Below are 21,642 nucleotides of genomic sequence, written 5' to 3'. Positions count from 1 at the left end.
GGTACCCACGGGGAGGCAGCCCCTTCGCCGTGACACGGGCCACTACCACGAAGACATGCAGCCCAGCGTGTTTACCGTCTGTTCCGTCCCCGACCCGCTGACCTGATGAAACCCTAATCGGGCACGACGGGTTTCGCAGTTCGGAGGAAACCGAACGAAAAGCTTGCTGACATCGCCGAATGTAACGCTAAGGAGGACTCCGGCCGATAAACGGAAGTGGTGCCTGCTCGGTTGTTTGAATTTTTTCTCGGCATTTCCGGGCGTGACACAAACACAACTCGAAGAAACGGCCTAGTTTTGGAGTTTGTGGGACGAAAACCATCGGTCGTATCAGGTCTGATCGGTAGAACCGAGGAAATCGAAGAAGTGAGGAGAGTCAGCGTCCGTGGCGACCGCCGATAACAGCGACAGCGCGAACGTTGTCGGAGAAGACATCACTGAGATCCTGCCCCTCACCGCGGCACAACGAGGAATGTGGTTCGCCGACACCTTGTCGCCCGACTACTCGGTGAACATCGCCCAGTACGTCGACATCCGGCACGAACCCGGTGGTTTCGACATCGAGCTCCTCGAACGCTGCTGCGTCGAGGTCGGCAAGACCTTGGAATCCCCGTACGTCCGGCTCGCCGAGATCGACGGCGTCCCGGTGCAGTACGTCGATCTCGACTTCGACCAGCAGGTCGACATCCTCGACTTCCGTGGCGAGTCCGACCCCGTGGGCGCTGCGATGGCGTGGATGCAGGCCGAGTACCGGCGTCCGGTCGACCTGCTGAACGACCAGCTGATCGTCATCGCGATCCTGCAGGTCGCCGACGACCGGACGTTCTGGTACAACCGCGCCCACCACATCATCATCGACGGCTATGCGGCGCTGTCGATCATGCGACGTACCGTCGACCGCTACAACGCCGTCCGACGCGGCCTCGAGCCGAAGGACAGGACCCCGGCGACGATGGCCGAGATCGTGGCCTACGAGGACACGTACCAGGCCGGCACCCGCCGCCAGACCGACCGCGAGCACTGGCTGTCCCGGGTGTCCGACCTCCCCGAGAAGGTGACCCTCGCGCACGGCACGGGCACCGCTCCGCTCTCCTTCGACAACGTCGTCGCCGGCGGCGATCTGCCGGTCGCGCAGCAGCGGCGACTCGAGGCTCTCGCCACCGAGTTCAACAGTTCGCTTGCCGTCCTCATGTCCGCGGCCTTCGGTGCGTACCTGTCCCGGATGACCGGCTCCGACGACATCGTGATGACGCTGCCGGTGACCGGCCGCACCACCGCGAAGATTAAGGCCTCCGGCGGCATGGTCTCCAACGTCCTGCCGATCCGGCTGCGTGACGTCTCGAGCCGGACCGGCCGTGAACTGGTGGCCGCGGCTCAGCTGGAGCTCACCGGCGCACTCCGCCATCAGCGGTATCGGTCCGACGACATCCGACGCGACGCCGGCTTCGAGGGCAACTCCGTCTCGTTCGGCCCGACCATCAACATGGTCTTCTTCGACGATCAGGTCGCCATCGACGGCACGTCGATGGACTACCGCATCCTGACGTCCGGCATCCTCGAGGACCTGCTGATCAACCTGTATCAGTCGAGTCCCGACGCGCCGCTGGTCGTGGATCTCCACGGCAACCCCTACCTGTACTCCGAAGCCGAGATCGCATCGCACCACCGCCGGTTCCTGGCCTTCGTCGAGCACCTCTTCGACAACGTCGACGCCCCGATCGACGGCATGCCGGTCCTGCTACCGGGAGAAGCCGCCGAACTCGGGCACTTCGAACGCGGTCCCCGCGCCGACTGGACCACCGATCAGGCCGGCGACCACACCCTGCTCGACCTGTTCGCCGCGCGGGTGGCCGACCGTCCCGATGCGGTGGCGATCGTCGCCGACGATGCCGAGCTCACCTATCGCGAGTTCGACGCCCGCTGCCGTGAGGTGGCGGCAGCGCTGGTGGCGTCGGGCGTGCGACCCGGCGACAAGGTCGCGGTGCTCGTCGAACGCGGCGTGGACCAGGTCGTCGCGGTGTACGCCGCGCTGATGGCCGGTGCCGCGTACGTACCGGTGGACGTCGAGCAACCGGAGGATCGGCGTCGCCTGATCCTCGACACCGCCAACCCGGCGGTGGTGATCGACGACGAGTTCCTCGCGAACGCCGAATCGCCGGACACCGCCGGATCGCCTCTCCCACTGCCGGTGGACGAGGGCCGCGTCCGGCCGGGGGCGGCCGCGTACGTGATCTTCACGTCGGGCTCGACCGGCGTGCCGAAGGGCGTCCAGGTCTCGCACCGCGCCGTCGTCAACCGGCTCGCCTGGATGCAGGACCACTACCGGATCGACGGTTCCGACGCCGTTCTCTACAAGACGCCGATCACCTTCGACGTCTCGGTGTGGGAGTTGTTCTGGCCCTTGCAGATCGGCGCACGCATGGTTATCGCGCGCGCGGGTGGGCACCGGGATCCGGCCTACCTGCACGACACCATCGTCGAACGCGGGGTCACCACGCTCCACTTCGTCCCGTCGATGCTGGACGTCTTCGTCGAGGCCGCCGCGACCGGCGAACCGGCGATGCCGTCTACGGTGCGGCGGGTCTTCACCTCCGGCGAGGCGCTGCCGTCGAATCTGGCGACCCAGGTGGTCGAACACTCGGATGCCGAGCTGGTGAATCTGTACGGCCCCACCGAAGCCGCGGTCGATGTCACCGAGTACCGCGTCGCGGGCCGGGAAGTGCACATGCCCATCGGGCGGCCGGTGGCCAACACCGACACCTATGTGCTCGACGCCCGGCTGCGTCGTGTACCGGTCGGGGTCGTCGGCGAACTGTATCTGGCCGGAACGCAACTCGCCGACGGATATCTCACCCGCGGCGGGTTGACGGCGGAGCGATTCGTGGCGAACCCGTTCGAATCAGGGACACGGATGTACCGGACCGGCGACCTGGTGCGGTGGAGTGCCAACGGGATGCTGGAATACCTGGGGCGCACCGACTTCCAGGTCAAGATCCGGGGACAGCGCGTCGAGCTCGGCGAGATCGAATCCGTACTGCTGGCCGAGGGGTCGATCTCCGCTGCGGTCGCGATCGTCGGTACGGACGCCGGTGGCGCCGCCGTGGTCGCCTACGTCAAGCCGCGCGACGCCGACGTCCCGGCCGACGTCATCGTCGACCGGCAGATGCGCGCAGCCCGCAACGGTCTTCCCGGACACATGGTTCCGTCCGCGGTGGTCGTGCTGGAGGCCTTCCCGGTGAACGCATCGGGCAAGCTGGACCGTCGGGCGCTCCCCGCGCCGGAGATCACGCCGTCGGCGGAACGTGTCTACGTCGCACCCAGCTCGGAGATCGAGGAGAAGGTGGCCGAGATCGCCGGCGACGTCCTCGGTGTCGAGCGGGTCGGTATGCGCGACAACATCTTCACGCTCGGAGCCGACTCGCTGGCCGCAGCCCGGTTGGCGTCGCGGCTGCGCAAGGAATACTCGCGGGCGGTCGCGCTGACCGACATCTTCAACAGCAACGACGTCGGCGAACTGGCCGCCGCCATCGCCGATGCGGCGGTGGTCGACGCCCGTCCGCCGCTGCGTCGCGGCATGCGGCCCGAGGTCATCCCGGTCTCGTATGCGCAGTCGCGTCTCTGGTTCATCAACCGGATGGACCCGTCGTCGGGTACCTACAACATGCCCGGCGCAGTGCGGATGCGCGGCGATGTCGACGTCGACGCACTGCGCGCGGCGGTTCGTGATGTCGTCATCCGGCACGAGCCCCTGCGCACCCGATTCCCGTCGGTCGACGGCGAGCCGATCCAGGAGATCGTCGACATCGAGGGTGTCGAGGACCAGGTGCGTCTCAGCGTGCACAACTCGGCCGAGGCGGACCTCCTCGATGCCGTGGCGTCACAGGCCGCGGCCGGGTTCGACCTCGTCGCCCAGGTTCCCTTCCGGGCCACCCTGTTCGAGACCCCTTCCGACGGCCACGTTCTGCTGGTGGTGCTCCACCACATCGCCGGTGACGGGGCCTCGCTGCGTCCCCTGATCGTCGACCTGCTGGCCGCCTACGGCGCCCGGGTCAACGGTCTGGCGCCCGAGTGGGAACCGCTTCCGGTGCAATACGCGGACTTCGCGGTGTGGCAGCGCGACACCCTCGGGTCGGCCGATGACGAGAATGCCCGGATGGCGCGTGAACTCGCCCACTGGAACAGGGAACTGGCCGGGCAGCCCGAGCTGCTGGCGCTTCCCACCGACCGTCCCCGGCCGCAGATCCCCACGGGGCGTGGTGGTTACGTGGACGCGGAGATCACGCCGGAGCAGTTCGCGAGGATCCGCTCGCTCGCGGGACGTTACGGCGTCACGACCTTCACCGTCCTGCACGTCGCCCTCGCGGCTGTGCTCGGTCGTCTCGGTGACACCGACGACGTGTCCATCGGTACCGCGGTCGCCGGTCGCGACGAACCCGAGTTGGCCGACCTGGTGGGCATGTTCGTCAACACCGTCGTCCTGCGGTTGAACATCCGTCCGGGCGATTCGGTCGCCGAGCTGCTCGACCGCGCGCACCGCACGCGCACCGGCGCACTCGAGTACTCCCAGGTGCCGTTCGAGATGGTGGTCGACGAGGTGTCGCCCAGCCGGTCCCGCGCGCACAGCCCGCTGTTCCAGGTCGGATTCACGTTCCAGCGTGATTCCTCGGCCCTGCTCGCGCAGACCGGGGAGTTCGACGTGCTGGACATCCGCATCCCGTCCGCGAAGTACGACCTGTCGGTGACCGCGACCGAGTTCGCCGGTGCCGGCGCCGAACGTGTGGCCCTCGAATTCTCCTACGCCACGGATCTTTTCAACCGATCGACGGTGGAGTCCATGACGGATGCGCTGATCATGCTGCTCGATCAGATGACGGCGGCGCCGACCGAGGCGATCGGCCGGTTCGACATCGTGCCCGCCGACGACGTGCGGCAGCTGACCGCCGAGCCGGCGGGTCGTGCGCCCGTGGTGTTCGCCGATCTGCTGGCCACGTGCTCGCCCGGTTCGGCGACGCCGGTGGTCGTCGCGGGTGAGAAGATCACCCCCGACGTTTTCGATGCCCGGACAAATCAGCTTGCGCGAGAACTCATCTCACGCGGTATCGGACCCGGCGACGTCGTCGCGATCAGTGCTCGACGATCCGCGTGGTCGGTGCTCTGCACCATCGCGGTGATCCGTTCGGGCGCGGCCTTCGTCACGATCGATCCGATGCACCCGGCGGAGCGTCGCTCGGCGATGGTGGCCGACAGCGGTGCGCGCGTCGGACTGACCACCGCGGATGCCGGAGTCGACGCCATCGACAGTGACGCGGAGTGGATCGTCGTCGACGACAGCGAGACCGAGCTGCGCCTCGCCGGCCACCCGATCGCGCCGATCGGGCCGGCCGAACTCGTCCGTCCGACCCGTGTCGACGAGATGGCCTATCTCATCTACACCTCGGGTTCGACGGGTAAACCGAAGGCCGCCGCCGTCAGCCATCGCGGCCTGGCGAACATGATGGCCAATCAGCGCGACCTGCTGCGACTGGACGAGACCTCGCGAGTCCTGCACGTCGCATCGCCGAGCTTCGACGCCTCGGTCTTCGAGCTGACGATGGCGTTCGGATCGGCCGGCCAGCTCGTCGTCGCCGACCCCGACACCTATGCCGGTGACGCGCTCGAGAGGCTGATCGCCGAGACGGGCGTGACGCACGCCGTGATGACACCGTCGGCGCTGGCCACGCTCGATCCGGCCGCGGTACCCGCGCTGGCCACCGTGCTCAGCGCAGGCGAAGCGTGCCCGCCGGAACTGATGCGTCGCTGGGTGTCGGCGGGCCGCCGGTTCTTCAACCTGTACGGCCCCACCGAGACCACCATCTGGGCCACCTCGGACGGACCGTTCACCCCCGCCGACGACATGACCATCGGAACGGCGGTGCCCGGTGTGGGGGCCCTCGTGCTCGACCGCGGACTCCGGCCCGCACCGGCCGGCGTGGTCGGTGAGCTCTACCTCGTCGGCGATCAACTGGCCATCGGTTATCTCGGCCGGCCGGGTCTGACCGCCGAGCGGTTCGTCGCGAATCCGTACTCCGACGGGTCGCGGATGTACCGGACCGGTGACCGGGTCGTCCGCCGCGCCGACGGCCGGCTGATCTATCACGGGCGCGATGACTTCCAGCTGAAGGTGCGCGGACTGCGCATCGAGCTCGGCGAGGTCGACAACGCGCTGATGTCCCACCCCGACGTCGCCAACGCGGTCAGCCTCGGCGTTCCCGGGCCGGCCGGCGAAGACGTGCTGGTGGCGTATGTGACGGCCGCCGAAGGCACCTCGCCGATGCCCGAATCGCTGACCGAGCACGTCGGGCAGCTCCTGCCGCGCTACATGGTCCCGCACACGGTCGTCGTCGTCGACTCCTTCGAGCTCACCAACGTCGGCAAGATCGACCGCACCAAGTTGCCGCCGGTCGACTTCAGCGCGAGCAAGGACTTCGTCCCGCCGCGGACCCAGCTGGAGGCGATCGTCGCCGAGGTGTTCGCCCAGGTGCTCGGGGTCGAGCGGGTCAGCGTGCACGACGGATTCTTCGAGATGGGCGGCAACTCGCTGTCGGCGACCAAGGTCTCGGCGCGACTGTCGGCGGCACTCGACCGGCAGGTCCCGGTCAAGGCGATCTTCGAGTCCGCCGACGTGGCCAGGCTCGCCGAATACATCACCAACAGCCTGTCCGGGCACTCGGCGGTGCCGCTGATCGCGCGTCAGCGAGCGGAGATGGTCCCGGTGTCGGCCGTCCAGCGCGGCATGTGGCTTCTCAGCCGGGCCGCCCCGGAGTCCCCGGCGTACAACGTGGCCCTCGCGCTCGAGCTCCGCGGGCGGCTGGACGTCGACGCCCTCCGCGCGGCAGTGGACGATCTGCTCCGCCGGCACGAGTCGCTGCGTACCAGCTACCCGATGATCAACGGCGAACCGATGCAGATCATCAGTCCGCCCGACGAGGTCGCGGGCCTGGACGTGACCCCGGTCCCGGTGTCGGGGAGCATCGCCGATGCCATCGCGGCCGTGACCGGTCGCGGATTCGACATCACCACCGCACCGCCGGTCCGGCTCGCCCTCCTGCGCGTCAGCGACGACGAGCACGTCGTCGTCTTCGTCGTGCACCACATCAGTGCCGACGGTGCCTCGATGGCACCGCTCGCCCGCGACCTGATGATGGCCTACGCCGCGCGCCACGACGGTCGGCCGCCGACCTGGGCGCCCCTGCCCGTCCAGTACGCCGACTTCACTCTGTGGCAGGCCGAACGGCTGGCCACCACCGACGAGGCCGGCGTCACCGAGGCGCGGCGTCAGCTCGACTACTGGATCGATCGGTTGTCGGGAGCGCCCGAGACCATCGACCTGCCGACCGATCGGCCGAGACCCAAGACGCCGTCGTACGTCGGTGACCAGGTCGAGTTCGAGATCCCGGAGGATCTGGTGCGGTCCCTGGAGTCGGTCGCCCGTGCGAACAACACCACGCTGTTCATGGTCACCCATGCGGCCTACGCCGTGCTGCTGTCGCGCCTGAGCGGACGTAATGACCTGGTGATCGGAACGCCGTACGCCGGACGGGGTGAACAGGCCCTCGACGATGTGGTCGGCATGTTCGTCAACAGCCTCGCATTGCGGACCGGTGTCGACCACGGGGAGAAGTTCACCGACCTGCTGTCGCGGGTGCGGCGTGACGACCTCGCCGACATGGCCAACACGGATGTGGCTTTCGAAACAATTGTCGCGAATGTCCTGAATGCGCCGATGACGTCGCACAATCCGTTGTTCCAGGTGATGTTCGCTTTCCAGAACATCGATTTCCCATCGCTCGAACTCGGGGACGTGATCGTTTCTCCGGTGGCCGAGGGAATCATTCCGGCAAAGGTGGATCTGCAGCTCAACCTCTACCCGAATGACCCTGCAGCAGCGGGACACAACTCGGGTACCGGTGCGATGAAGGCGCAGCTCGTCTACGCCACCGACCTGTTCGACGATTCGACGGTCGAATCGATGGCCCAGCGTTACCTCGCGATTCTCGAGGCCGTCGCGGCGGACGCCGAGTGTATCGTCGGGGACATCGTCATCTTCACTGCCGATGAGCAGGCCGAAACCGTCGATCCGCTGCCCGCCGACATCCGTCTCGCCGACCTCGTCTCCGTCGCGAGCGACACCGATCCCCGGGCTGTTGCCGTGGACCATGACGGCGTGAGCGTCCAGTTCGGCCAGTTGTCGGAGATGGTGAGAGCGATGGCGGCGGCATTGCCGGGCTCGGACTCCGACGCCACCCTCACGATGGCACTGATGAGTGTGGTGCCCGGCCTGGCGACGGGAGGCCCCGCCGCGCTCGACGAGGTGTTGAGCGACCTGCGCGCCAACGCCGTCGCACTCATCGACCTGTCCACCGCTTCAGAAGGAAACAACAGGACGTGACCGTCGACTCTGACGCCGCTGACATCTCGCGTGGTTGGGGCGCTCGGCCGTCCACCCTGCAACTGATCGCCCACGCCGCCTCGGTGGCTCCTGCGCAGACCGCCTTCGAGGGCAAGGCCGGACCTGTCGCGTTCGCCACCCTGAACGCCACGGTCTCGATGACCGCGGGAGTGCTGGCCGCGCAGGGGATCGACACCGAAGCGGCTGTCGGAGCCGCCGTCACCGGGCAGCTGGCGCTCGTGGGCCTGGCGCCGGACGAGATCGCGACCGCCACACGCCGCGCGGTCGACGACATCCGTACGGCGGCCTGGGCGCTGGCCGGTACCAGCGACTGGGAGTCACTGCCGGGACTGTTCCGGTCCGCCGCGCACAGGTTCGCCGATCGGGTCGCGGTGTCGGCGTCGGGCCGGTCGCTGTCCTATGCCGAGCTCGATGCTCGCTCCGACGCAGTGGCTGCCGGGCTGATCGCTCGTGGTGTGGCCGCAGGCGACCTGGTGGGCATCGCCACGGCGCGGACGGTGGACCTGATGTCCTCGATTCTGGGCGTGGTGAAGGCCGGCGCCGGCTACCTGCCGCTGGATCTCGGAAATCCAGTGGAACGGCTGTCGTTCATCGTGGCCGATGCCGAGGTGTCGGTGGTGATCGGCGATGCGTCCTCGGCCGATCATGCCCTGTGGGATCACCTGCCCGATGGGGCCCTGGTCGTGGACGTTGAGGAGCTCGCGGCGGAACCCGCCGCGCCCGCGGCCCCGGTTCGGGTGCCGGCGAACAGCCGGGCGTACGTCATCTACACCTCGGGCTCGACGGGCCGGCCGAAGGGTGTCGAGATCACCCACAGTGACGTGGTGACCCTGCTCGATGCGGCCGACGACGATTTCGAGTTCTCGGCGTCCGACGTCTGGACGATGTTCCACTCGTATGCCTTCGACTTCTCGGTCTGGGAGATGTGGGGGCCGCTGCTGTCCGGGGCGCGCCTGGTCGTCATCGACCGTGACCTGGCACGGGATCCGCGAGCGTTCCTGGACGTGCTGGTGACCGAACAGGTGACGGTGCTGAGTCAGACGCCGTCGGCGTTCTACCAGCTGATCGACGCGCGTCGGGGCGATCGCCGCGAACTCGCGTTGCGGTACGTGGTGTTCGGTGGCGAGGCGCTCAGTTTCGATCAGGTCCGCCGCTGGTACGACGAGAACCCGTCCGACACCGCGCAACTGGTGAACATGTACGGCATCACCGAGACCACCGTCCATGTGAGTTTCCGTGCGCTGGAACGAGATTCGATCGCCGGGACCGAGGCGTCACTGATCGGCCGCCCGTTGACGTCGCTGGGGATCCACATCCTCGACGAGCGGTTGAACCCGGTGCCTCAGGGCGTGCCGGGCGAGATCTACGTGACCGGTGGGCAGCTGGCATCCGGCTATCTGAGGCGACCGGGTCTGTCGGCGTCGCGGTTCGTCGCGAATCCGTTCGCCGAGGACGGATCCCGGATGTACCGGACCGGTGACCGTGCACGCCGGGTGGGTACGGACATCGAGTATCTGGGCCGTAACGACGCACAGGTCCAGCTGCGCGGCTTCCGTATCGAGTTCGGCGAGATCGAGGCCGCGTTGCTGGCCGCGGTGCCGGCGGCGGCAGCGGCAGCCGCGCGGGTGATCGCGGATCCGGTTCGTGGAGACCAGTTGGTCGGCTACCTGGTGGTCGGCCCCGGCGAGGACGTGGACCCGGCCGCGGTGCGGTCGGCGATGGCCGAGCACGTGCCCGGCTACATGGTGCCCGACGCCGTGGTCGGTGTGGAGCGGCTACCGCTCACCGCCAACGGAAAACTCGACCGAAAAGCGTTGCCCAAGCCGGTATTCGAGTCGAGCGCAGAGTACGAGCCGCCTGCCGACGAGACCGAGCGCGTACTCGTCGAGGTGTTCACCGCCGTACTCGGGCTCGAGGACATCAGCGTCACCGAGTCCGTGTTCGACGTGGGTGGCAACTCGCTGGTCGCAGCCCAGATCGTCGGCCGCGCCTGCGAGGTCCTCGACGTCGACCTCAACATGCGTGATCTCTTCGAGGCGCCCACCGTGCGTGGCCTCGCGGCCCGGGTCAAGGATGCGGCGCCCGGACTCGCACCGATCACCGCCGCCGATCCGCGCCCGGACGTCATCCCGCTGTCGTTCTCCCAGCAGCGGATGTGGTTCATCAACCAGTTCGACCCGACGCTGCCGACGTACAACATCCCGGTACTGCTGCGGGTCACCGGCAACCTCGATGTCGATGCCCTGCGCGCCGCCGTCGTCGACCTGATCGGCCGCCAGGACGTCCTGCGGACCGTGTTCCCGGCAGATGACGGACGGCCGAACCAGGTGGTCATGCCGCTCGCCGAGGCCGAGTCGGTTCTCGACTGGCTGGTCACCGACTCGTCGGAGGTCTTCGAGTCCGCGGTCTCGGCGGGCTTCGACGTCACCAAGCAGACCCCGATCCGGGTTGCCGTGCTGCACAACGGCACCGGCGAAACGATTCTCGGTGTGGTAGTGCACCACATCGCGGCCGACGGCGAGTCGATGCGGCCCCTGGTCGCCGACCTCCTCACCGCCTACACCGCGCGGGTGGAGTCCCGCTCACCCGAATTCGCGCCGCTGGAGGTGCAATTCGCCGACTATGCGCTCTGGCAGCACCGCGTTCTCGGCGACACCGCCGACCCGACCTCGTTGGTGGCCGGGCAACTCCGCTTCTGGACCGACCGGCTGGCCGATCTGCCCGACGTCCTCGACCTGCCCACCGACCGCGAGCGGCCCCGGGTCGCGACGAATCGCGGCGACCGGATCGCCTTCGACGTGCCCTCCGAGGTGGTCGAACGCGTCGAGGAGATCGCCCGGATCAGCGGTGCCACACCGTTCATGGTGGCTCACGCCGCACTCGCCGTGCTGCTGTCGCGCCTGGCGGCCACCGATGACGTGGCCATCGCCACCCCGATCGCGGGTCGCACGCACGCGGTCGTCGAGCCGCTCATCGGTATGTTCGTCAACACGCTGGTGCTCCGCACCGGCGTCGACCCCGCCACGTCCTTCCTCGACTTCCTGGACGAGGTACGTGCTGCCGATCTGGACGCCTTCGCCAACGGCGATGTCCCGTTCGAGACGCTCGTCGAGACCCTCGCCCCGGTACGCAGCGAGGCATTCGCGCCGCTCGCGCAGGTGATGCTGTCCTTCGATCCCGCGCGATCGGCCCACAAGCTCGACGCGACGATCGCCGGGCTGCAGTTCACCGAGATCGAGCCGCCGGTCATCCCGGCCCAGTACGACCTCACGGTCGGACTGAACTCGCTCGACGACGGACGCTGGTCCGGCTTCGTCACCTTCGCCACCGATCTCTTCGATCCGGCCACGGCCGAGCTCATCGCACGACGTTTCGTCCGGGTGCTCGACGGACTCACCTCGGCGCCGCGGATGTCGGTCGGCGACGCACCGCTGTTCGCCGACGACGAGGCGACGGCAGTCGCAGCACTCGAGAACGGCTCGCCGACAACAGGTTCGGCCGGGATCGCCGGCTTGACGTCCCTTGCGGACGGGCTGTCGCGCGCCGTCGCCGAGTACGGCGCGCAACCCGCATTGATCCACAACGGCCGCACTGTCACCTTCGCCGAGTTCGGTGCTCGGGTGTGGGGGTTGGCGCGTGAGTTGATTTCGGTGGGTGTGGGGCCGGATGTTGCGGTGGCTGTGGTGGTTCCGCGGTCGGTGGAGTTGTTGGTCGCGGTTCATGCGGTGGTTGCTGCGGGTGGGTTGTATGTGCCGGTGGATCCGGATGCGCCTGCTGATCGGGTTGGTTACATGCTGGAGACGTCGGGTGCGTCTGTGGTGTTGGTGGCGGCGGGTGTGTCGGTGCCGTCGGTGGTTGCCGGTGTTGATGGTGTGTCGGTGTTGTCGGTGGATGCGTCGGGTTCGTTTGATGCTGGGGTTTCTCCGGTGACCGATGCTGATCGTGTTGGGTCGTTGGGTGCCGATGATGCGGTGTACACGTTGTTCACGTCGGGGTCGACGGGGCGGCCGAAGGGTGTGACGGTGTCGCATCGGTCGGTGCTGAATCGGTTGGCGTGGATGGATGCGTGGTATCCGGTGTCGGGGTCGGATCGGATGTTGCAGAAGACGCCGGTGACGTTTGATGTGTCGGTGTGGGAGTCGTTCTGGCCGTTGATGGTTGGTGTTCCGTTGGTGATTGCGGAGCCGGGGCGTCATGGTGATCCGGAGTATTTGCGTGAGGTGATCGTTCGCGAGTCGGTGTCGGTGGTGCATTTTGTGCCGTCGATGTTGTCGGCGTTTGTGGATGTGTTGGGTGATCGGTTGGCGGAGTTGGCGTCGTTGAGGCATGTGTTTGCTTCGGGTGAGGCGTTGGCGCCGTCGGTGGCTGATGGGTTGTTGTCGCGGTTGCCGGGTGTGGGTCTGCACAATTTGTATGGGCCGACCGAGGCTGCGGTGGATGTGACGGCGTATTCGGTGCGGGCCGGTGATGTGGTGGTGCCGATTGGTTCGCCGGTGCCCAATACGGTGACGCGGGTGTTGGATTCGCGGTTGGCGCGGGTTCCTGTTGGGGTGCCGGGTGAGTTGTATCTGGGTGGTGTGCAGGTGGCGCGGGGGTATGCGGCGCGGCCTGATCTGACGGCGGAGCGTTTTGTTGCTGATCCGTTCGGTGGGTCGGGGGAGCGGTTGTATCGGACTGGTGATCTGGTGCGGTGGAATGCTTCGGGTGAGTTGGAGTATTTGGGTCGTACTGATTTCCAGGTGAAGTTGCGTGGTCAGCGGCTCGAGCTCGGTGAGGTCGAGGCTGCGGTGGCGGCGGCGCCGGGTGTGGTGCATGCGGCGGCGGTGGTGGCCGAGTCGGCGGCGGGGCAGCAGTTGGTGGCGTATGTGGCGCCGGCTGATGTGGATGTGGATGTGGTTGCCGGGTCGGTGGCGTCGGTGTTGCCGGGGTATATGCGTCCGTCGGTGTGGGTGCGGTTGGATGTGATGCCGTTGACCTCGTCGGGCAAGGTGGATCGTAAGGCGTTGCCTGCGCCGGTGTTCGAGGCTGCCGAGTATGTGGCTCCGGCTTCGGATGCTGAGGAGCGGGTTGCGGCGGTGTTTGCGACTTTGCTTGATGTGCAGCGTGTTTCGGTGACCGAGTCGTTCTTCGATTTGGGTGGGAACTCGTTGTCGGCGATGCGTTTGGTGGCGCGGGTGTCGGATGCGTTGGGTGTGCAGGTCGGTATTCGGGATGTGTTCGATGCGCCGTCGGTGCGGGATCTGGTTGCTGCGGTGGCCGATCGTGCTGCGGCGTTGCCGCCGGTGACCCGTGTCGAGTCCAGGCCGGATCGGATTCCGTTGTCGTTCGCCCAGCAGCGCATGTGGTTCATCAACCAGATGGAACCGGAGTTGGCAACATACAACATCCCGGCCGTGTTCACCCTGTCCGGCGAGATCGACGTCGATCTCTTGCGGACGGCGACCGCTGATGTCGTCGCCCGACACGAAATCCTCAGGACGACCTTCCCGGCCGTCGACGGGGAGCCGTACCAGCAGATCGCCGCGCCCGCAGATGCTGCCGAACGCCTGGACTGGCGGGTCGTGGCGAGCGCCGACGAACTCGCGACCGACATGCGTCGCGGGTTCGATGTCGCGCACGAGTGGCCCCTACGTGCCCGTGTACTGCTCAGCGGTGACGGGCAGGCGACCTTCGCTCTCGTCGCCCATCACATTGCTTTCGACGGTCAGTCCTTCGGGCCTCTCGCTACCGATCTCTTCGCCGCTTACGAAGCCCGAAGCCGCGGCGCGGCACCGGATTTCACGCCTCTCGACATCCAGTACGCCGACTACGCCCTCTGGCAGCGCGAGGTGCTCGGCGAGCCCGAGGATTCGGATTCGGTGCTCGGCGGACAACTCGCCTACTGGCGAGACCGACTCGCGGGACTGCCGGATGTCCTCGAACTGCCCGCCGACCGGCCCCGGCCGCTCGTCGCCAGCCACCGGGGCGATGTGCTCCCCTTCGACATCCCCGCTGACATCGGCCGCCGTGTCGATGCCACCGCCACCCGGCACGGCGCGACGCGGTTCATGGTGTTGCATGCGGCGTTCGCGGTCCTGCTCGCCCGTCTGACGGGCACCCACGACATCGCGGTCGGTACGCCGATCGGTGGTCGCGGGCAGAGCGAGCTGGACGCCATGGTCGGCATGTTCGTCAACACCCTCGTGCTGCGCACCGAGATCGACTCCGCCAGTGGGTTCGACGCTGTTCTCGACCGTGTCCGCGCCGACGACCTCGATGCCTTCGCGCACGCCGAGGTGCCGTTCGAGTCTGTGGTCGATGCGGTCAACCCCGTTCGCTCCGAAGCCTTTTCACCTCTGGTTCAGGTCATCCTGTCTGTCGATCCGATCGGCGCCGACGTCACCGGCACCGCCACGGTCAACGGTCTGACGGTCGCCCCGCTGGATATCACCGAGGCCCCTGCGCAGGTCGACCTCAATCTGACCGTCTCCACCGGTTCCGCCGACGAGGACTGGTCGGCAATACTGACCTACGCCACCGATCTGTTCGACCGAGGAACCGTCGAGGAGATGTCGCGATGGTTCCTCCGCCTACTCGACGGGATGCTCGCATCCGAGCACACCGCCGTCGGCGACATCCGGCTCCTCGCAGCCGAACAGGATCGGGCACTCCTCGCCGGATCCGTCGGTCCGGCGGCGTTCGCCGCGGATGAGACGATCGCCGAGCTCGTCGGTGCCCGCGTGGCCGACTCCGCGCAGTCCCTCGCGCTCGTCACGGGGGAGCGCACGCTGACCTACGGCGAGTTCGGACTCCGCGTCGCCACGGTCGCACGGACGTTGATCGCCGAGGGCGTCGGTCCGAACACAGCCGTCGGCGTCGTCATGCGCCGGTCTGCCGGCACCGTCATCGCGGTGCACGCCATCATGGCAGCGGGTGGCCAGTACGTCCCCATCGATCCCGACACCCCGGCCGACCGCGCGCGGTACATGGTCGAGACCGCCGGTATCGGACCGGTCCTCGTGGAGAAGGGACACCGGCCCGTCGAGGTTCTCGATGTGCTCGACGGACGGTCGCCGATCATCGAACTCGACGCCGATGCACCGCTTTCCGCCGACGCGACCCCGCTGTCGGCTTCCGAACGACTCGCCACACTGCATCTCGATGACGCCGCCTACACGCTGTTCACCTCCGGTTCGACCGGCAGGCCGAAGGGCGTCACCGTCTCGCATCGGGCGGTCGCCAACTTCGTCGCCTGGTTCGATTCGCTCATTCCTGCCGGGCCCCATCGTCTGGTGTTCAAGACCCCGCACACATTCGACGCGTCGGTCCTGGAGCTGTTCTGGCCGTTGACGGCTGGGCAGACGATGGTGGTCGCGGATGCCGAGGGCCACCGCGACCCGAACTACCTCGCCGACCTCATGGCCGAAACGGGCGTGACCGTCGCCCAGTTCGTGCCGTCGCTGCTCTCGGTGTTCCTCGACGTGGTCGATCGACCGGATCTGCTGACCGGACTACAGGTGTTGTTCAGCGGCGGCGAGGCGCTTCCTCCGGCGGTGCTCCGACGATTCACCGAGCGCGTGCCCCACGCCCGGGTGGTCAACCTGTTCGGTCCAACCGAGGCCGCCGTCTACACGATGTCCTCGGCACTCGACGAACCCGTCGACGTCGTGCCGATCGGTCGGCCCATGCCGAACACCACCGCCTACGTGCTCGATGATCGGCTGCACCCGGTGCCCGACGGGGTGGCCGGCGAACTGTATCTGGGTGGCGTCCAGTCGGCGCGCGGTTACGCGGCCCGGCCCGACCTGACCGCGGAACGCTTCGTCGCGGATCCCTTCGGGGCCCCCGGAGCGCGGCTCTACCGAACCGGTGATCTGGTCCGGCGGCGCCGTACCGGTGAACTGGACTACCTGGGCCGCACCGACTTCCAGGTGAAGCTGCGCGGTCAGCGACTGGAGCTCGGGGAGGTCGAGTCCGCGATCGCCGACGCGCCCGGTGTCGTCCACGCTGCGGCTCGCGTGGTCGCCGGACCGGGTGGGGACCAGCTCGTCGGCTATGTCGCTCCCGCGACCGTCGATCTCGATGCCGTGCGCGCATCGCTCGCGGACGCACTCGCCGAGTACATGCGACCGACCGCGTGGGTGCTCCTCGAGGAGATGCCGCTGAACTCGGCCGGCAAGGTCGACCGGCGTTCGCTGCCCGAGCCGGAACTGGAAGCCGCCGAATACGTCGCCCCCGCTACGGAAGCCGAGGAGGCGATCGCCGGCGTGTTCGCCGGGCTGCTGGGAGTGGAGCAGGTGAGTGTCACGCAGTCGTTCTTCGACCTGGGCGGCAACTCGCTGTCTGCCATGCGTCTGACGTCTCGCGTGTCGGATGCCCTGGGCGTCGAGGTGACGATCCGCGATGTGTTCGATGCCCCGACAGTGCGGGAGCTCGCCGACGCCGTCCGGGGGCGCCGTGCCTCGCTGGCCCCGGTGGCCCGACCGGAGTCGCGCCCGGAACACGTACCGCTGTCCTTCGCACAGCAGCGGATGTGGTTCATCAACAAGTTCAACCCGTCGAGCGGGATGTACAACGTCCCGCTGGTCCTACGGGTCGGCGGTGACCTCGATGTGGCGGCGTTGCGGGCGGCGATCGACGATGTGGTGGCGCGGCACGAGTCGCTCCGCACGACCTTCCCGGACGTCGACGGTGAGCCCTTCCAGCTGGTGCACGATGTCTCGGAGATCGCCGAGCGGTTGGACTGGCAGGAGGCGCACTCTGCCTCCGACATCGAGGCCGCCGTTGCAGCTGGTTTCCAACTCGGCCGCGAATGGCCTGTGCGGGCGCGTGTCTGGGAGTCCGCGCCGGGCGAGCACGTGGTTGCGGTGGTGATGCATCACATCGCCTCCGACCGGGAGTCGTTCGCACCACTCGTTTCCGATCTGGTCACCGCTTATTCGGCTCGCACGAATGGCCGGTCCCCGGCCTTTGCGCCCCTTGATGTGCAGTACGCCGACTTCGCACTGTGGCAGCGTGACGTTCTGGGATCGCCGGAAGATCCGGACTCGGTGGTCGGCCGCCAGTTGGCTTACTGGGCACGGCAGTTGGCCGGGGTGCCAGATGTCCTGGAGTTGCCCGCCGACCGTCCCCGCCCGACGGTGGCCTCGCACCGGGGCGCGGTGGTCTCGGTGCCGCTGCCCGCAGAGGTGAGTCTCGGCATCGAGGAACTCGCGCGCCGACGTGGCGTGACTCCCTTCATGGTTGTGCATGCGGCCCTGGCGGTGTTGTTGTCACGGTTGTCGGCGACCGACGACATCGCGGTGGCCACCCCGATAGCCGGCCGGGGCCAGCAAGCTCTCGAACCGTTGATCGGCATGTTTGTCAACACCCTGGTGTTGCGGACAAAGGTGACGTCGCGGGGACGTTTCGCCGATCTGCTCGACCAGGTACGTTCGGTCGACCTGGAGGCCTTCGAACACGCCGACGTGCCTTTCGAATCCGTCGTCGAGCGACTGCAGCCCGTGCGCTCCCAGGCGTTCGCGCCCCTGGCGCAGGTCGTGCTCTCGGTCATCGACCGGTCGGTTGACCTCGGTGCCGGAGTCGTCGACGCGGTCCGGAACGACTTGTCGCTCACTCCGGTCGAACCGCCGGTCATCCCGGCCCAGAACGACCTGTCCATATCAGTGGGCATTAATCGCGCCGGAGACGGCGAGGTCCGGGTGACCTATGCGACCGATCTCTTCGACGAGCATTCGGTGGGCCGGTTCGCTGGGCGATTCGTCAGGATTCTCGCAGAGGTGACGACGAATCCCGAGATGACGATCGGTGGGACTCGGTTCCTCACGGACCTCGAACGGAACCAGATACTGGAGTGGTCCCGAGGACGTCGGAGCGTGATCGGGTCCCCTACGCTCGTGCATCTGACGAGCCCTGCATGAGCCCGGTGGTCAACTGATGAGTAAGCGTACTGACAGTGAGGAATCGCGAAAGGTGTCGAAGGTGACTGATCCGGGCAACAGGTCAAGCCGTCCGGCAATCGTCCACGGCAATCGCGAGGTCAGTCGCCGCGAGTTCGAATCGCGAGTGGCGACGTTGGCACGTGAGCTCATCGCGCTCGGTGTCCGTTCGGAGGTCGCCGTCGGGATCCAGATGGAGCGCTCGATCGGGCAGGTCATCGCGATCCATGCAGTGATCACCGCCGGTGGCCACTTCGTTCCGCTGGATGCGCAACTCCCTGTTGACCGTTCCCGGTACATGGTGGCCACGGCAGGGGTCCGGTTGGTCGTCGTGACGGGCAGCGGCCGAGCCGCGGCGATGGAACGGTTCGGCGACCTCGCCGATGTCCACGCCTTCGACGGGACGGGTCCCGCCGGCGACGAACCACCGATCACCGACGCCGATCGTGCCTTGCCGGTGAGGCCGGACAATGCTGCTTTCACTTTGTTCACGTCCGGCTCGACAGGCCGCCCCAAAGCAGTGGTCATCACGCACGAGGGCGTCGCCAATCGACTCGAGGCGGATGCCGAACAGTACGACCTGTGTGACGAGGACGTCTTTCTGTACAAGGCGCCTATCAATTTCGACGTAGCGGTTCGCGAGGTGTTCCTGCCGGTGACGGTCGGGGCGACCATGGTGATCGCTGAACACGGCAGGCACGGCGATCCCGCCCACCTGGCGGATCTGATCCGTCGTCACGGCGTCACGGTCGTGCATTTCGTTCCGGCCATGCTCGCAGCGTTCACCGAGGTCCTCGGGGCTCGAGTCGGGGCGCTTGGCTCTCTGCGGCTGGTCATGACCGGAGGCGAAGCCCTCACGCCACCGGTCGCGCGAGACCTGATGGAGTACCTGCCGCAGACGCGGGTGCAGAATCAGTACGGTCCGGCCGAGGCATCTATCGACGCCACCGTCCACCGAGTGACGCCGGACAGCCGGACGGTGCCGATCGGAACCCCCACGAGGTGGGTGGAAGCCTACGTTCTCGACGACTCGCTGGACATCGCGCCGGCAGGCGTGCCGGGCGAGTTGTATCTGGGTGGAAAACAGCTCGCCCGCGGATATGCCGGCCGAGCCGACCTGACCGCGGAGCGCTTCGTCGCCGATCCGTTCGGGGAGCCGGGAGCCCGCCTCTACCGGACCGGGGACCGGGCGCGTTGGAACACCGAGGGCCAGCTGGAATACCTCGGACGCAACGACTTCCAGGTCAAGCTACGCGGACAGCGCCTCGAACTCGGGGAGGTCGAAGCGGCGCTCGCCGCGGCTCCCGGCGTCATGCACGCGGCCGCGACAGTGGTGGACGCACCCGGCGGGCAGCAACTGGTCGGCTATCTGGCCCCGGCCGATGTCGACGTGGACGCCGTGGCGACCAGCGTGGCCGCACGCCTACCGGAGTACATGCGCCCGACCACCTGGGTGCACTTGGAATCCATGCCTCTGAACACATCTGGCAAGGTGGACCGCCGTTCGTTGCCGGCGCCGGAATTCGGTGCCGTCGAGTTCGTGGCTCCGGAAACATCTGAGGAAGCGGCCGTCGCCGCACTTTTCGCCGACCTGCTCGGCCTCGAACAGGTGAGTGTCACGGAATCTTTCTTCGATCTCGGCGGAAGCTCCCTCTCGGCTGCCCGTATCGCGGCACGCGTCTCGGACGAACTGGGCGTCGAGGTGACGGTCCGGGACGTGTTCGACGCCCCGAGCGTGCGGGAATTGTTGAGCGCCACCAGCGGCCGCGGCGCCGCGCTGGCGCCGGTCACCGCGGTTTATCCGCGTCCGGATCGTGTTCCGTTGTCGTTTGCGCAGCAGCGGATCTGGTTCATCAATGAGTTGGAGCCGGAGGCTCCGACGTACAACATCTCGGTTGGGGTTCGGCTGGCTGGGCGTTTGGACGTGGCTGCTCTCGAGTTGGCGGTGCGTGATGTGGTGGCTCGTCATGAGGTGTTGCGGACGACGTTCCCGGCGGTTGACGGGGAGCCGTTCCAGTTGGTTCATGCTGTGGGTTCGTCTGTGGCTGAGCCGGATTGGGCTGTGGTCTCGGGTGAGGAGGAGTTGGTGGCCGCGGCGGGTTCGGGTTTTGATGTGGCTGCGGCGCCGCCGTTCCGGGTGCGTTTGTTACCGGTGGGTGAGGATGAGTACATCCTGTTGGCGGTGTTGCACCATCTCGTCGGTGACGGTGAGTCGATGCGGCCGTTGATTGGTGACATCGTGACGGCGTATCTGGCTCGGACGGCGGGGGAGGTTCCGGGGTTCGCGCCGCTGGGTGTGCAGTTTGCTGATTTTGCGTTGTGGCAGCGTCGTGTTCTGGGGTCGCCGGATGATCCGTCGTCGGTGGTTGGTCGGCAGTTGGAGTACTGGGCGAAGCAGTTGGCGGGTACGCCGGATGTGTTGGAGTTGCCGGCGGATCGTCCGCGGCCGCGGGTCGCTTCGCACCGTGGTGCAGTCGTGTCGGTGCCGTTGCCCGCCGAAACGGGTGCCCGGGTCGATGAACTCGCCCGTGAGCGTGGGGTGACCTCGTTCATGGTGGTGCATGCGGCGTTGGTGGTGTTGTTGTCGCGGTTGTCGGCAACCGACGACGTTGCGGTTGCCACACCGATCGCCGGTCGGGGGCAGCAGGCGCTCGATCCGTTGGTCGGGATGTTCGTCAACACTCTGGTGTTGCGGACGTCGTTTGTGCCACGGGACAGTTTCGTTGATTTGCTCGACCAGGTGCGCTCGGTTGATCTGGAGGCGTTCGCGCATGCTGATGTGCCTTTCGAGGCCATTGTCGAACGTGTGCAGCCGGTGCGTTCGCAAGCGTTCGCCGCGCTGGCGCAGGTGACGGTCTCTGTTCTCGATCAGAAAGCGGCCGAACAGGAGCGGGCCGAAATCGGGGTGGCTGACCTGGCGATCTCGCCTGTGGCTCCTCCAGTGATTCCGGCACACAACGATCTGTCGATCACAGTCGTGACCGAGCGCGGCGGTGGCGGGGAGGTTCGAATGGTCTATGCGACGGACCTCTTCGACAGTTTCACCGTGCGGACCTTTGCCGATCGATTCGTCAGGATTCTGACCTCCGCCGTCGAAGATCCCTCGATCGCACTTATCGACATCCCGTTGACGACTGATGACGAGCGTGCCCAGCTGCAAGAGTGGGCCCGCGGGCTTGATGACGCGGATGCCCCGGAAACGCTCAGAGACCTGATCGCATACGCACGCGTCGCGACGGAGCGGACCGGTGGGTGAAGTGGTTAACAAGAGGACTG

The 21,642-nt window shown here is 67.2% G+C and carries 3 protein-coding genes; all 3 read left to right on the top strand.

Annotated elements, in window-relative coordinates; all coding sequences use genetic code 11:
• Positions 1–385 precede the first annotated feature (385 nt).
• The gene (locus GOAMI_RS01745) at positions 386–8,428 is read left to right on the top strand and encodes a non-ribosomal peptide synthetase (protein WP_006434664.1); all 8,043 of its coding nucleotides are present in this window, start codon (positions 386–388) and stop codon (positions 8,426–8,428) included.
• Positions 8,425–18,348, top strand: a complete 9,924-nt coding sequence (locus GOAMI_RS01740) for a non-ribosomal peptide synthetase (protein WP_006434663.1) — start codon at positions 8,425–8,427, stop codon at positions 18,346–18,348. Before GOAMI_RS01745 ends, GOAMI_RS01740 begins: the two co-directional genes overlap by 4 nt.
• Before the next feature lie 61 nt (positions 18,349–18,409).
• Positions 18,410–21,622 carry a non-ribosomal peptide synthetase gene (locus tag GOAMI_RS22290; RefSeq protein WP_167325086.1) on the top strand — a complete coding sequence of 1,071 codons (3,213 nt, stop codon included), beginning with the start codon at positions 18,410–18,412 and terminating at the stop codon, positions 21,620–21,622.
• The last annotated feature ends 20 nt before the right edge of the window (positions 21,623–21,642 follow it).

Source organism: Gordonia amicalis NBRC 100051 = JCM 11271, from assembly GCF_000332995.1.
GTDB classification, from domain to species: domain Bacteria; phylum Actinomycetota; class Actinomycetes; order Mycobacteriales; family Mycobacteriaceae; genus Gordonia; species Gordonia amicalis.
The sequence above is the reverse complement of the archived record's forward strand: the minus strand, read 5'-3'. Positions and strand labels throughout refer to the sequence as shown.